Below are 13,901 nucleotides of genomic sequence, written 5' to 3' on the forward strand. Positions count from 1 at the left end.
TGAGACATGCGCTTTCATACAGGTAGTCACTTTATCGACATCCGGCACGAATTCACTGCACAGTCGGACGGCATCGGCCTGACAGGCTTCCTGTTCATCCTGCGTGTAGTCTTGGGCGAAGGCACCGCCTGCAGGGAGCAGGATAAGCATACAGGTAAGAAGCAATCCATGGCGCATCGGCAAAGTCCCCTTGCTCGCTTCCCGAATCCGGAAAGCCTCTTCAAGAATGGTTTGGGTGGAATGTCTCCATTCCCCCGCGTGGAAGTGAAAGCAGAATCAGAAGGATCGAAACACCAGACATTTTGGCGTGGCGGCATTTCGATTCATCTCTCGCAGTTTGGCTCCAGGACAGGTTCAGACATATGTGGCAAAGACGCAAGATCCGGGGCATCTCCGAAAATTGCGCCGGTCATGCCAAAGGTCTTGCCACAGGCAGGCTTGAGACAATGACCGATTTCTCGACCAGTTCAAAGTTCAGCCAGACCTTGTCGACAAGGATTTGACGAAATGCGACGGGAAGGCATTTTTATCGCGGGTGCGTAATCGACCGGCCAATGAAGAAAAAAATCATTGGGGACGATGATTTCACGGAAACTATTGGTTCTTGCCGTAGATCCATTCCGGATGATGCTTTTCTATCCAATCGAGAATCGCATCCAAAGTCCGGCGTAGAGCCGGCACATCTTCGATAAGAAGCAAAAGTCCAAGCGGCAGCATCCAGAGGCCAAGGATCGGCAGAAAGGCCAGCAAGCCCCCGAGCATCAATAGAAGGCTAACGGCAAGGCGTTGCCAGCGCTGTGACGGATCCCGCAATTTCGTGACCATGTCGCGCAGACGGGCAGGAAGCCGGCTGATCAGCCTTTCGAGCCGGCGATCTCGATGGTCTTGAGCGGACCCGCCTGCGGGACTCTTTATGGTGCCGTGACCCCTGGCCTCAGCGCCTTGCGGTTTAGGCATCGGATGTCTTTCATCATTTCGTGCCGTGAATATTTGGCGAAATGAACGCTTGAGCATGCCGTAGGTTGCAGGTGGAGCCGCCTTATTGCCCATGATCGCAGGGATGCTCTTCTTCTCTCCAACGAGGTGATTGCATCTGCACCTGGCTACCCAGCGGTGCAGAAATCATAACGTCGCCAGATGGTTACGTGTATCCAGAGATCGACAATTCGTCGAATTCCTTATCGATCGTATGTGTTTGTCCTATCAGAGTGTACTGATGCGATGTGGGAGGATCACCCGCGCGTGCAAACTGGCAACGGACTGGTCGCTTGGACGACCAGTCCCCGGTGTCGGGTTGAATTCGACGCATTCAATTTTTGCAGCGGCGGATCACTCGTTTAGACCCAGCGCACGACATGTTTGTCTCTGTCAGGATTATTTTGCGAGGGCTTTAAGCCCGGCCGCATAGATCCCTTCGACCGTTTCCTTGGCCTTGGCGTCAGGCGCGCCAGCTGCCTTGTAGTGGCCAGACCAGTGGATTATCGACCCCTTTCCATGAGGTTCAACGCTGATGGTCGATTCATAATCCGTGACAGGTAGGGGACCAGATTTTATCTTATAGGTGTAGCTGTGCTTCTCGTCGCTCCACTTGACAAGATCTTCGACGATCGTGCCGCCGCCTTTCAAGGATAGTGTACGCTCCTTGCCATCGCTTGAAAGTTCGCATTTTTCGATGGCTGGATGCCAGTTACCGATTCCGCAGAAGTCTCCGATCTTTTTCCAGACATCGGCAACCGACTCTGACGTCGAAATTTTGTCTGAAGATTCCAGAGCCGAGGCAGGTAAAGCCGATGCGTAAACGGTCATTGTGCAGATGATTGCTGCAGAAAAACTCTTTTTCATCCATGTCCTCCCTTTTTGGATCGGTATATTTCCGATGCGCATTTCTTCATAGCCGATTCGAAGCTGAAAGCGAAAGCGGGTAATGTGAAGTAAATGTTATTAGGGAATCAGGTGTCTAAATTGATTGAGCTTATACGCTTGTCTCATGATTAAACTTGTCTTGGTCCAAGTGTCTGGCTCTGTAACATCCCGATAACATGCGTCGAAAGTTGGTTTGAGTTTCATGAAGTCGCTTCTCGCCTCATGCCGACGAAGATCATTGACTGCGTTGTCCAGGCCGCCCCAGGTCGGACCAAATGGGAAGGTGTAATGTTGGCTTGACGCCAAACTTCCGCGATCCCAACGGGTTGGGATTGACAGGACTCACTATATGTTCTGCGTAATCAACTGAATATAAAGAGACTTAAACTCGATACGGGAGAGTCGCGCTCACCCGCCATATTGTATTGCCAACATCGTCGGCAACGAGCAATTGACCGCGTTTGTCGATCAGAACACCGACGGGACGTCCCATCGCTTGCCCTTTCTTGTTCAGAAATCCTGTAAGAATCTCCTCAGGGGACCCCGAAGGATGACCGGATTTGAAAGGAATGAAGATCACACGATAACCAGCACGCGGTTTACGGTTCCAGGAGCCATGCTGGCCGATGATCGCGCCGTCTTCAAAGCCTTTCCCCAAGCCCGTCTGATGTACAAAGGTCAGGCCGAGTGAGGCCGTATGCGAGCCGAGTGCGTAATCGGGCTTGATGGCCTTCATTACGAGATCGGGGCTTTGGGGGGTGACGCGTGTGTCCACGATCTGCCCCCAATAACTATAGGGCCAGCCGTAAAAACCACCTTCCTTTACTGAGGTGAGATAATCGGGCACCAGATCATTGCCGAGTTCGTCGCGTTCGTTGACGGCGACCCATAGAGTACCGGTCTCGGGATTCCAGTCCATGCCGACCGGATTTCGCAAACCCGACGCGAATAGCCTTGATGTGCCCATGCGCGGATCGATCTCGAGGATGGCGGCGCGGTTTTCTTCCTCTTCCATACCGTTTTCGCCAATATTCGAATTTGACCCGACGCCGACATAGAGCTTCGACCCGTCTTCATTGGCGAGGAGACTCTTGGTCCAATGATGATTACGACCGGACGGCAGATCCGCAACCTTGATGCCTCTTGCTTCGATTCGTATGGCGTCAGCCCGATAGGGAAAGCGCATCAACGCGTCTGCATTGGCGACATAGAGTTCGTCACCGATGAGCGCCATACCGAAGGGCGAAAGGAGATTGTCGAGAAAAATGGAACGTATCTCGGCCGTTCCGTCGCCATCGGCATCGCGGAGCAAAGTGATCCGGTTGGCACTTGGCTGATGCGATCCCGCGCGTTTCATGATGAGTGTTTCGATCCAGCCGGATAATCCTCTGCTCAGGCCACGTGGTTTCGGCGGGGCGTCGCTTTCGGCGACGAGAATATCCCCATTTGGCAGGGCATAGAGCCAACGCGGATGGGAAAGATCTGTCGCGAAGGCTGAAACCTCGAAATTTTCCGCAGGTCTTGGCTTTTTTCCATCCGGCCAGCCAATAGCCTCAGCGATATTGACCCTTGGAAGCCATGACGTTTTCGGAAGGGGAAGTACCGGGTCGGAGCCATATTGGGCATTTTCCGACAGGGTCGACGGGCGTTCACGGATGGCTAAAGCCAGGCAAAGCGAGCCGAGACCCGCCGCGGCGAGCAAGGCTTGAAGATGATATCGGCTCATTCACGAAGCTCCTTTCGACAGCCATTCGAGAGATGGGATTGTCGAAACTCACTCATGCGAACCCGTGGAGAAATCGTTGGTTCAGTTCTGATGGGGATCTTCGTGGTCGGCGGGTACGTTGCTCACCACTGCGATCGAATCTCGCGCCGCTATAAACGAAACAAAGCCCAGCAGAAAAACTCTGCTGGGCTTTGCCGGAAATTCTGGTCTGAGACCTAGCCAGTGACGTTGTCGTTTCACGTCCTGGCCAGGAAAAATTTTCAGCCGCGCTTAGTGGGCCGTGGCCTTGATGCCATCGATCCCCTGTTTGATCAGTTTCTGACCAAAAGCACCTTTGGTTTCGTCTTTCAGGAGGATTTCCGCAGCAGCGGTCGCGGCATCGGCGGCAACCGCCTTGACCTGCGCCAGCGCCTGCGCTTCGGCATTGGCGATCTTGTTCTCCGCCTGCTGGGTCCGGCGCTGCACGAATTCCGTCAGACGCTCATGCGCTTCCTTGGCAAGCAATTCAGCTTCAGCACGGGCCTGTGCGACGAGGGCTTCGGCTTCGGCTTCCGCGTCAGCCCGGCGCTTCTCGAAGGAGGCGAGCAGGGCGGCAGCTTCCTCGCGCAGGCGGACGGCTTCGGCGAGCTCGTTACGGATCCGTTCGGCACGGTGATCAAGTGCCGCATTAATCTTCGTATGCACACCAAGATAGAGCAGGATGCCGACAAAGATCAAAAATCCCAGCGCGACGTAAAATTCTTCGTTTATTTCCATCTCGCTAATCCTGCTCGCTTCCTGGCTTTCGCGTTCCGGTGCCACGGAATGTTCGGCCCGGTGCGTTCCTCTGGTTCAAAAACGATGCGGTCTCTCGCATCCAATTCTCTGGAAATAAGGGCGGAAACCCATTCCGCCCCATGAAGCCTCTCTTCGCTTATGCCTTGGCTTTCAGCGCGGCGGTGAGCTTCTTTGTGTCAGGCGCCTTGCCGACAAATTGCTGGAAGATCGCGCCGGCGGCTTCCTGCGCGATGGCCGTGACATTGCTCATCGCACTGGCCTTCATTTCGGCAATGCGGGTCTCGGCCGCGTCCAGCTTGGCGGCGAGTTCAGATTCGACCTGTTTCTGACGGGCGTCGGATTCGGCGCGCAGCTTGGCCTGATTTTCCTGCGCGAGCGCGACAGCCTTGGCTTTGGCCTCGGCGATCGTCTTTTCCTGCAAGGCTGCGGCTTCCTTGGCTTGCGCATGGAGCGCTATCGCTTCCTGCATGTCGGTCCGCAGCTTTTCCTTGCGGTTGTGCAGGATACCGCCGATGCGCGGCAAGGCGAGGCGCGACATCAGGAAGTAGAGGAGAAGGAAAGAGATACCGAGCCAGAAGAAAAGTGGCACAAAGTTCGATGAGTCAAAGGGCGGAAACGCTTCTTTGTGCACCTCTTGGCGCACTTCGGCCATCATGGCCGCATCTGCGGCTTCGCTTGCTTGTTCGGCGCTCTGTGCCATGGCGATATCCTGAAATCCCGAAAATGGCTTTATGCATCTGATGCATTGTGCATCGCTTGCCGGATCGCCGATAGGCAGGAACGGCAGAGCGTAAGGAACATCCGGGAGCCTCTATGGGGCTCCCGGATGGGAAAACCTAATCAGATCACGAAGAGGAGCAGAATCGCGACGAGGAAGGAGAAAATCCCCAGACCTTCGGCGAGAGCCGCACCGATGAACGCGCGACCGAACTGGGCGTCGGAAGCAGTCGGGTTACGCAGCGCGCCCGAGAGGAAGCTGGCGAAGATGATCGCCACGCCGATGGCGGCGGCGCCCATGCCGATGACGGTAATGCCCGCGCCGATGTATTTTGCTGCCAGGGGATCCATTGAAAACTCCTAAGGGTAGAGGAAAGGGCGACTTTTTGTTGTTGCAGATCTTTATTCAGTGGCCCGGGTGAACCGCGTCATTGAGATAGACGCAGGTAAGGATGGTGAACACATAGGCTTGCAGGAAAGCCACCAGCAGTTCGAAAGCGAGGAAGATAACGACCATCAGCAGCGGCAGCGGAGCCACGATCGTGAAGAACGACCCGGCCGCGAGCAGACCGGCGACGAAGCCACCCATGACGACCAGGGTGATGTGACCGGCGAGCATGTTGGCGAAAAGACGAATGGAGAGGCTGATCGGCCGGGAGATGAAGGAAATCACCTCGATCAGGATCATGAAGGGCAGGAGGATCGGAGAGACACCGGAAGGAGCGAACAGGCCGAAGAAATGGCTGCCGTGCTTGATGATGCCGTAGATGACGACCGTTCCAATGACGATCATCGCGAGGCCGAAGGTGACGGCGAGCTGGCTGGTGACCGTGAAGGTATAAGGAATGATACCGATCAGATTCGCCAGAAAGACGAACATGAAGATCGAAAAGACGAAGGGGAAGAACCGCATGCCCTCACGGCCGGAAGAAAGCTCGAGGGTTGAGGCGATGAACTCGTAGGTGACCTCCGCGATCGACTGCAGCCGGCCAGGTACCATCTTGTGATTAAAGCTGCCGATCAGCATCAACAATGTCGCGACGGCGACGATGACGAGCATGAAAACGGAAGCATTGGTAAAGGAGACGTCGGCGCCGAGGAAATGCAGCGGCACGATCCGATCGACATGAAATTGATGAATGGGATCAATCGGGTGTGCTGTCGCCATCTCTAAGTCCTCATTCGAGCGCACGATCCCGGGCGGCCGTGCCTGTCCGGGACAAGGTAAGATTCAACACTTGCGGCCCATCTCGACAAAGTGAAGAGGGCCTATTCTGGACATTGGGATCCTGCGACCCCATATTCACAAAAGGCGATCACGCGATCCCTTTGGCGATGCCATGCGATAGACATTCCAAAAAGCCGCGGCAACCCCGAAACCTAGAAACACGATGAGTAGAATCGGCGACGTGCCGAACCACTTGTCGAATTGCCAACCAATGGCGCCGCCAACAATGACTGCGGCAACAAATTCGGTCAGCACACGGAAGCCGAGCGACATGGCCAAGCTCATGGAGCGCTGGGCCTTTTCCACCCGTTTCTCATCGGTTTGGGCGCTTTCTGCATCAGTCGACTGAGCATTGAGCGCGTGGGAGAGGCTTTGCAGCCTTGCGCGCAGGGCTTCGTCCTTGTCGGCATCCTGGCCAAATTCATGGCCGTCATCCTGACCTTGCAACGGCTCCTCCCCACCTTCCAAATCCTGAAAGATCTATAGAACTGCCCGCTGCAAAAAGCGAGAAGAGCTATTTGGGAGCCGCGCAAAGAAACAAATGACTGCAAACCTTTGCGAGCGTGCGGACCATATGAGGCGATGATTTCCCTGTCAAGATTTAGCCTCAACCGACAATTGATCGTTGCGCATGCGTATGAATATGCCCGGGGTTTGCGGGAGACCGGTTCAGGAGGATGTTTCTTCCGGAGGTTTGATATGGCTAAAACCCCGATAGAGCGCGAGATCGTAGAGAATCTTCAAGCCTCCGGCCAAAAAGATCGGTGCGTTGACGAGTGGTGCTATTGTCAATAGGCCGCCTGCCAGAGAGGGGGCGAGGCCGGAGCCGAGCGAGCGGACAGTCGCGGTAATACCGTTCGCCGCCGAATATTCGGAAGGGACGACGACCGCCATCACATAGGATTGGCGCGTCGGTACATCCATTTGTGAAATCAGATGGCGGACAAGCAAAAGGCCGGCTGCAAGCGTAAAATTCGGCATCAGTGGCACCGCCATCAGCATCAGATTGGATGGCAGATGCGTGAAGACCATGGTGTTGACGAGGCCGATCCGTTTGGCCAGCGGCACGGCGGCAAGAGCCGAAATGCCTGAGAGAATATTGGTGGCGAAAAAGACGCTGCCCAGGGCGAAATTCGAGGCTCCGAACTTCAGATAGAACCAATAGGCCATGATGCTCTGGACGATGAATCCGCCGGCAAAGGCATCGAGCGCGAAGAGGGCACTAAGGCGCAGGACGATGGAACGCGATTGATGGAGTCCGGTCCAATTGGCGATGAAACCGCGATTCGTCACTGCGGCTGTCTTGATTTCGACCGCTTCGCTCAGCCATCCGGAAAGAAAAGCGAGAATAAAACCTGCGCCAGCATAAAATACGAAGAGATATTCATAGCTTGCAAGCGCCGGGATGCCGCTTTTCTGCAACAGGCCGGATAACGTCCCTCCTGTCAGGGCACCGAGCGCCGTGGCGCTGAAACCGGCGACATTATACCAGGCGATATAATGGGTGCGTTGCGCGGGCTCCACGATATGAGCGAGCGCAGCCTGTTCAACGGCGAGGAACGGACCGACCTCGTTGCCGGCCGGACTGATGACGCCAATGGTCATTGCCAGGGTGAGCAGCCAGAAATTGCCCGTAAGAAGAACGGCGAGCCCGGCGAAGGCCATCAAAAGACCGCTGATCATCAATGTGCGGCGTCGTCCCCAGCGATCGGCGCGTGTGGTCAGTAAAAGCGAAATGGCCGAATCGCCGATCAGCGTCAGGCTCAACAGCCAGCCGACCTGGCCGGTGTCGAATCCCCGTTCTGTCAGGAAAAAGACGAGGATGACGGAAACGAGGCCGAACGCGAAAAGACGCAGGCCGCGTGTACAGAACAGAACGAAAATATCACGCATGGAAATCACTATGCCGGCCATTAACAGCACGATGCTTTGTCGGCACCGCAGGGATTGGGTTAATAGATCGAAACGGGGAACGATTCGTTTTTCGCCTGTCCGGCGAGGTCATTGCAAGCAGGATCCCGCCTTGCAACAGTCCAAGGCCCGAAAATCTCATGATGAGGATCGCTGCGGCGGCTGGAGGTGAAACGGCATGGTGATGCGGCGTCACTTTGCGGAACGCGCTTATGTCTCCATGATGGGATTGGGGTTCAGTTCCGGTATTCCTTTCCTGCTGGTCTATGTGACGCAATCGGCTTGGTTGTCCGATGCCAAGGTGCCGATCGCCATTCTCGGCCTGATGAGCGAATTGACGCTCGCCTATAAATTCAAGTTTCTCTGGGCGCCGTTTCTCGACCGTTACGATGCGCCGCTCTTCAGTCGCCTCCTGGGACGTCGGCGCGGTTGGATCGTGACCTCCCAGCTTGGCGTGATACTGGCGCTCGTGGGGGTGGCTTTTGGCGATCCAGCTCTATGGTTGTCCTGGACCATCCTGTTTTCGCTTGCGCTCGGATTTGCCGGCGCGACGCAGGACGTTGTCATTGACGGCTGGCGTATCACGGCAACGCCGCCGGAAAAGCAGGCGCCGATGTCATCCTTCGCGGAAGTCGGCTGGCGTGTCGGTAATCTCGTTTCCGGCGCCGGTGCGCTCTTTCTCGCGGATGGTTTTGGTTGGCGCGCCGCCTATTTGTGTATGTCTGCGATGATGATTCCGGGTATGATCGCGGCGTTTCTTGCGCCGGAACCGGACACGGATAAAATCCAACCTAAGGATGTGGATCATCCGGGCCTTGTAGCCACGATCGTGGAGCCGATCAGGGAGCTCATGACGCGGCTTGGCGCTGGTGGCACCAATGCCGGCATTCCGGTTTTATTGCTCGTCGCGGGCTTCCGGATGCCGGGATATATTTCGAGCGCGATGGCCATGCCGCTCTTCAAAAGCCTGCATTATTCCAATTCCGACATTGCGACCGTGACGAAACTCTTCGGTTTCTGGGTGGCGCTGGGCGGCACTTTTTTCGCCAGCTTCGTTATCAAGCGCCTTGGCCTGATGCCGACCCTGCTTCTCGGCACCATCTTCGCGTCTGCGTCCCATTTGAGCCTTGCCTGGCTCGCCGTTCATGGAGACCATGGCGGTGGCGAGTTCTGGCTGTTCGCCACAGCAGTCAGCATCGACGATTTTGCTTACGCATTCGCCTCAATCGTCCTCATCACTTTCATGTCGCTGTTGAGTGCGCCCAAACATGCGGCGAGCCAATATGCACTGCTGACATCCCTTTGTGCCTTGCCCGGCAGTCTGGTCGCAGGTGCATCGGGCTTCATCGTCGAGCGTCTGGGGTTTGGCTGGTTTTTCGTCTCCACATCGCTGATTGGTCTGCCCGTTGCGGTTTTGTGCTGGTATGTGTGGCACATGCATCGAACCGAGAAAGTGCGAGTGGTTGGTTAAAAGGGATGGCGGGTTTCAGAAAGGAAGTTCCGCCACCGGAGGATGTGATTTCCCGCGAAGAGCTTCCTTTCCTCGATAGGAACGGACTGAAGGCGAGGCTCAATTCGCTTTCGTACCGGTTGTCTGATCGCCTTCCGAAACGGGCACCATATCGGCGTCGGTAAGGGTGTTCAGGAAAGCGATGATATCATCCATCTCGGCCTCGGTCAGAGCCGGATTGTCACCCTGCTTGCGATCAAACGGCGCGTCGACGACATCGACATTGCCTTTGTATGCGGCAGGCAGATCATTGTAAAGTTCGATGGAGCCATCAACGCGTTTGGGATACCAGTTGGCGGGATTGGTTTCACGCTCGACATAGAAGCGCAGGACATCCTTGAGCGAATGAAACACGCCATTGTGGAAGAAGACTTTGCGCGTCGCGACATTGCGCAGGGTGGGTGTCTTGAACAGGCCGCAATAAGGTTTGACGTCGGTGAAATCCTTGCGTAGCGGTCCGCACAGGCCGAGATCGTAGAAAGCCGCATCGGCATTCGCCGCAATATCCTTGTTGCGCGGAGCACCCAGGGCCTCGAACTGATAATCAGTAAAGGCCGGGCGGAAATTGCCGTCACGTGAGGGCTGGTCGATGTGACACGACGCGCAATTGCCCTTCTTGGGATCCTCGAACAGTTTCAGACCGCGCATTTCGGCTTCGGAAAGCGTCGTCTTATGTGCGAGATAGGCGTCATATTTGCTGTTGTAGGGATGAAAGCTTGGCTCTTCGATCTGGTAACGCACAAAAGCGAAGAGTATTTCGTTCAGGGCGAGATCGGGTTGCTTGAAAACGAGGGGGCCGAACAAAGTCTTGAAATCTTCCGCATAGGGCGCTGCGCGCACCTTGCGCAAAATTTCGACTGTATCATGATTATCCATTTCATTGGGGTCGAGGAGGGGGCCTAGCGCCTGTCCCTGCATTGTATCCGCGCGGCCGTCCCAATCGAGACCCCCTTGCGGAATATTGGCTTCCGCCGCGGCGCGGTTGGCATTGGTCTTATCGGCTTTGGCGACGGAAGCGACTTTTGCATCGCTTGAAGGGGCTGCGGGCGGCTGCAGAGCGTCATTGTCGGGGATGGCGGGATTGGGCCCGATCGTAAAATTCGGCGTATGACGAAGATAGCGCAGCGATGGCACTGCACGGAAACCCATTCTCATCAGATCCGGACCGCCATGTTGCACGGCCATATCATTGCCCGGCGCATAGGCATGGGCCGGGTCATGGCAAGTCGCGCAAGCAATCCGGCCGGAACTCGAAAGCGAGGTATCGAAGAACATCTTGCGTCCGAGTTCCGCGACCGCGGAAAGTTCAGCCGCCTGATCGTGCTTTTCCTCGGAGTCGGCTTTTCCTGGCGCAAGAACGAGCGTGTGGCCGAGACAAAGGGAAATGGCGAGGAAGGAAGGCCGCCATCCCCTAAAATTTGTCGATATGGTTTTCATGATCGCGCTCTAACAAATGACAATGAGCTGAAACCGGATGACCGGCTTCAGCTCGTGTAGGTATTCGGCTTTCCATCCGGCTTGGATACGACCCATTGACCACGCTGCATGTGATCAATGGGCTGCAGCCGAAAGACCCAGGGAATCGCGGGGTCGACCCTTTGAGCGATGCTCAGAGGATTTGATTAGTCCCGGGTGCCCTTGTTGGCATCGAGGAAGACACGGAAAATGCGCTTGTGGCTGAAATCGAACATATTTTCGATCGTGCCGGCCTTGGCGTCGAACGAACCCTGGCCGATTTGCTCACCCTTCAGCCAATTGTCTTCGATGAAACGCAGGATGGAGCTTTGGTCGGTCAGCGTATGATCGACGTAATTTTCCTTGGCATAGGGAGAGACGACCAGGAGCGGCTGGCGGGTGCCGTAACCGCAGCGGCCGTTTACCGGCTTGCCGTTGATGCCGTTGAGGGCATTGGAAGGAACGACGCCGGCAGTCAGCGTCGAGCCGATCGGGCCGCAGAGCTGCGTTCCGAGGAAGTAATCCTGCGCTGAGGTCGACGGATTGACGACATGATGGGTGTGATCATACCAACCGTCGGAATCGTCATAGGCGATGACGACGGCCGTGCTGTCCCATTCCTCGGTTTTTTGCAGCATGTTGATCACGTTTACGACGAAGGTCTGTTCATCGAGCGGATCGGAATAGCCCGGATGCGCGTCCTGGTAGGCGGGGGCCTTCAGGAAGCTGACGGCCGGCATGTTATGCGCCTTCACCGCGAGGGTGAAATCATCCGTGTCGTATTGATGGTTGGCACCGCCATCATTCGACGTGCCGATGACGCCGACGGAAGACGGACGGGTATGATTGGGGTTACGCGTGGAAGCGTAATATTGGAATGGCTGATGGTGCGGAATGTAATCAGTACCATTTGCGCCAATGATGGGGGAATAGGTGCTGCGGCTGCAGCCCGTCGTGCCGTTGGCATTGGTCTTGGTCAGATCGAAGCCGCCTTCGAACCAGCCCCAGGTGATGTTACGCTCGTTCAGAAGATCACCGATATTGCGACCCTTCATCTCGACCTTGGTGCCGCTCGAGCAGGCGTCGAGATAGGGATCGAGGTCACCATAAAGGGTGAACCCGCCCTGGCCGTCATCCACGAGATTGTGGACCGGGCTGGTAACCACCGTGCCATCCGAGGTGTAGCCGATGGCGCCGTTGGTCTGGCCCGAAATCAGGTTGATGGCGCCGGGCGTCGAGGGGCCGAAGTTCGTGCTGTAGGAATTGTCGTTGAGCGCGAAGTTCTGCGCATAGTTCCACAGAGCGGTGACGGTGTTGCCGTCATAATAGCCCATGACGAGGCCGGTCGTGTCGAAGACGCCGGTGCCGCCTGTTCCGGCCGTGCCGGTGTAAAGCGGAAACAGATCCATCTTGCCGCCGTCGAACGCCGCCTGTTCCGGCCCGTAGGCATGATTCTGGTCAGCCGTATGCGCCTGCGTGCGGTCGAGACGAAACGGATTGGCCGCGCCGGCACCGTTCGCCGTATTCAGATTGGGATTCTGTGTCAGCAGCTCCTTGGTTAAGCCATTGATCTTCGGCGTACCAGGGCGGGGGAGGAAGAAGGGCTCACCCTTCGGGTTCGTCGCATTCGGATAGGTACCGAAATAGTGGTCGAAAGAAATATTTTCACCGAAGATGACGACGAGATGCTTGATTGGCGTCGCGGTCTTTCCGTCATGGCCCTGGCCGGGCAGCGGCGGCAGGCTCGGCGGGTTCGGCAGTTCGAAGGCCGGCGCGGAAAGGGCGATCGTCGAAACGAGATTGGTGGAAGACAGAGCGAACAGACAGGCCGCTGCCGTCCGCAGTTTGGGATTGCGCATGATCAAATCCGGCTGGTAGGGATACAAAGATGAGTGTACGAAGACGGAATGACAATACGCAGTCATGAAACTGCGCATTGTAGAAGCATTTCAATCTTTGCTGGACGATTGGCTTCTAGCCATTCCGCATGACGCTTTAGTGAATGTCGGCCGGATACGGATGAGTGGTGCCTAGTGTGGCAAGTATGTTCACGGCGAGTTGAAGATAAAACTTTATTTATACTTTTACGCTTTTCCGCGAGCAGGGAAGCATTGATTGTTACGGATGCTCGGCATCGGCGTTTTTCGCTGTAATGTTCACAGACAAAAGATCACGCATCAATATATAGAGATATTCTATAATATACAGCGGTTTTGAGAAGTAACCAAAAATATCATTATAGTGGAGGGAGCGAGGTATTGCCTTGACGGAGTGTTGTAGAACGTCTGGAGGCGATATCTGAGAATGCAAGGATGCATCCTTCGGTGAATTCTCGTCACAACTATTTTGCTAGGTCCTGTTGACGAATGCGTGCATCCAGAGGCGAATAGCGGCGATATGAACGAAGCCAAGGTAGCTTTCGGCGGTTTTATCGTATCGGGTCGCGAGGCGGCGTGAGTTTTTGAGCTTGTTGAAGCACCGCTCGATGCGATTGCGCAGGGCGTAGATGTAATCGTCGACGGGGATTTGCGTTTTCCGGTTTTTCCGGGTCGGGATGATGGTGGCCGCGCCTTTTGTTTCCATTGTCTCGCGAATATGGTCGCTGTCATAGCCGCGATCGGCCAGAAGCACCTTCGGCTCCGGCCCTTCGGCTTCGATCAGCGGATCGAAGCCTGAATAGTCCGAAACCTCGCCGCCGGAGAGCGTAGCCGCTA

General features: G+C 55.8%; 14 protein-coding genes. 2 read left to right on the forward strand and 12 right to left on the reverse strand.

The annotated features are described in order from the left end of the window. The first annotated feature begins 6 nt into the window (after window positions 1-6). Window positions 7-450, forward strand: a complete 444-nt coding sequence (locus DL88_RS20445) for a hypothetical protein (protein ID WP_156971150.1) — start codon at window positions 7-9, stop codon at window positions 448-450. Between the two features lie 144 nt (window positions 451-594). Here DL88_RS20445 and DL88_RS15765 read toward each other — a convergent pair whose 3' ends face one another. From DL88_RS15765 to DL88_RS15805, 9 genes are all read right to left on the reverse strand, one after another. Continuing rightward, entirely contained in the window at window positions 595-957 is a 363-nt protein-coding gene (locus tag DL88_RS15765; protein ID WP_156971151.1) for a hypothetical protein, read from the reverse strand. Between the two features lie 417 nt (window positions 958-1,374). Next, complete coding sequence (locus DL88_RS15770; protein ID WP_034998203.1) at window positions 1,375-1,842, reverse strand: SRPBCC family protein; 468 nt, start codon at window positions 1,840-1,842, stop codon at window positions 1,375-1,377. A 403-nt stretch (window positions 1,843-2,245) separates the two neighbouring features. After that, window positions 2,246-3,589, reverse strand: a complete 1,344-nt coding sequence (locus DL88_RS15775; protein WP_034998205.1) for a PQQ-dependent sugar dehydrogenase — start codon at window positions 3,587-3,589, stop codon at window positions 2,246-2,248. Between the two features lie 270 nt (window positions 3,590-3,859). After that, a complete protein-coding gene (locus DL88_RS15780) occupies window positions 3,860-4,345 on the reverse strand; it encodes a F0F1 ATP synthase subunit B family protein (protein ID WP_034998208.1) in 486 nt (161 codons plus the stop codon). Window positions 4,346-4,502: 157 nt separating this feature from the next. Beyond that, window positions 4,503-5,066, reverse strand: a complete 564-nt coding sequence (locus DL88_RS15785) for a F0F1 ATP synthase subunit B family protein (RefSeq protein WP_034998210.1) — start codon at window positions 5,064-5,066, stop codon at window positions 4,503-4,505. 140 nt (window positions 5,067-5,206) lie between these two features. Further along, a complete protein-coding gene (locus DL88_RS15790; protein ID WP_034998213.1) occupies window positions 5,207-5,434 on the reverse strand; it encodes a F0F1 ATP synthase subunit C in 228 nt (75 codons plus the stop codon). 55 nt (window positions 5,435-5,489) lie between these two features. Next, window positions 5,490-6,251, reverse strand: a complete 762-nt coding sequence (locus DL88_RS15795; protein WP_034998214.1) for a F0F1 ATP synthase subunit A — start codon at window positions 6,249-6,251, stop codon at window positions 5,490-5,492. Window positions 6,252-6,386: 135 nt separating this feature from the next. After that, window positions 6,387-6,758 carry an AtpZ/AtpI family protein gene (locus DL88_RS15800; protein ID WP_034998215.1) on the reverse strand — a complete coding sequence of 124 codons (372 nt, stop codon included), beginning with the start codon at window positions 6,756-6,758 and terminating at the stop codon, window positions 6,387-6,389. Between the two features lie 222 nt (window positions 6,759-6,980). Continuing rightward, on the reverse strand, window positions 6,981-8,204 hold the full coding sequence (locus tag DL88_RS15805; protein WP_034998281.1) for an MFS transporter: 1,224 nt from the start codon (window positions 8,202-8,204) through the stop codon (window positions 6,981-6,983). A gap of 196 nt (window positions 8,205-8,400) precedes the next feature. Here DL88_RS15805 and DL88_RS15810 point away from each other — a divergent pair, with 196 nt between their 5' ends. Beyond that, entirely contained in the window at window positions 8,401-9,693 is a 1,293-nt protein-coding gene (locus DL88_RS15810) for an AmpG family muropeptide MFS transporter (RefSeq protein WP_051956064.1), read from the forward strand. A 99-nt stretch (window positions 9,694-9,792) separates the two neighbouring features. On the opposite strand, the gene DL88_RS15815 is transcribed toward DL88_RS15810, so the two are convergent. From DL88_RS15815 to DL88_RS15825, 3 genes are all read right to left on the reverse strand, one after another. Then, window positions 9,793-11,169 (reverse strand): cytochrome-c peroxidase, encoded by a 1,377-nt coding sequence (locus DL88_RS15815; protein ID WP_084705232.1) that lies wholly within the window; start codon window positions 11,167-11,169, stop codon window positions 9,793-9,795. A 185-nt stretch (window positions 11,170-11,354) separates the two neighbouring features. After that, window positions 11,355-13,046, reverse strand: a complete 1,692-nt coding sequence (locus tag DL88_RS15820) for a phospholipase C (RefSeq protein ID WP_084705233.1) — start codon at window positions 13,044-13,046, stop codon at window positions 11,355-11,357. 490 nt (window positions 13,047-13,536) lie between these two features. After that, the coding region (locus DL88_RS15825; protein ID WP_034998216.1) for an IS5 family transposase at window positions 13,537-13,901 on the reverse strand (365 nt) is incomplete at its 5' end.

Origin of the sequence: Beijerinckia mobilis, from assembly GCF_000745425.1 — a bacterium.
In the GTDB taxonomy this organism is placed as follows: domain Bacteria; phylum Pseudomonadota; class Alphaproteobacteria; order Rhizobiales; family Beijerinckiaceae; genus Beijerinckia; species Beijerinckia mobilis.

What these genes read in the sequence shown, in the direction of transcription:
- DL88_RS20445 (WP_156971150.1), top strand. Translation starts at nt 7, where the DNA reads ATGCGCTTTCATACAGGTAGTCACTTTATCGACATCCGGCACGAATTC.
- DL88_RS15765 (WP_156971151.1), bottom strand. Translation starts at nt 957, where the DNA reads ATGCCTAAACCGCAAGGCGCTGAGGCCAGGGGTCACGGCACCATAAAG.
- DL88_RS15770 (WP_034998203.1), bottom strand. Translation starts at nt 1,842, where the DNA reads ATGAAAAAGAGTTTTTCTGCAGCAATCATCTGCACAATGACCGTTTAC.
- DL88_RS15775 (WP_034998205.1), bottom strand. Translation starts at nt 3,589, where the DNA reads ATGAGCCGATATCATCTTCAAGCCTTGCTCGCCGCGGCGGGTCTCGGC.
- DL88_RS15780 (WP_034998208.1), bottom strand. Translation starts at nt 4,345, where the DNA reads ATGGAAATAAACGAAGAATTTTACGTCGCGCTGGGATTTTTGATCTTT.
- DL88_RS15785 (WP_034998210.1), bottom strand. Translation starts at nt 5,066, where the DNA reads ATGGCACAGAGCGCCGAACAAGCAAGCGAAGCCGCAGATGCGGCCATG.
- DL88_RS15790 (WP_034998213.1), bottom strand. Translation starts at nt 5,434, where the DNA reads ATGGATCCCCTGGCAGCAAAATACATCGGCGCGGGCATTACCGTCATC.
- DL88_RS15795 (WP_034998214.1), bottom strand. Translation starts at nt 6,251, where the DNA reads ATGGCGACAGCACACCCGATTGATCCCATTCATCAATTTCATGTCGAT.
- DL88_RS15805 (WP_034998281.1), bottom strand. Translation starts at nt 8,204, where the DNA reads ATGCGTGATATTTTCGTTCTGTTCTGTACACGCGGCCTGCGTCTTTTC.
- DL88_RS15810 (WP_051956064.1), top strand. Translation starts at nt 8,401, where the DNA reads ATGGTGATGCGGCGTCACTTTGCGGAACGCGCTTATGTCTCCATGATG.
- DL88_RS15815 (WP_084705232.1), bottom strand. Translation starts at nt 11,169, where the DNA reads ATGAAAACCATATCGACAAATTTTAGGGGATGGCGGCCTTCCTTCCTC.
- DL88_RS15820 (WP_084705233.1), bottom strand. Translation starts at nt 13,046, where the DNA reads ATGCGCAATCCCAAACTGCGGACGGCAGCGGCCTGTCTGTTCGCTCTG.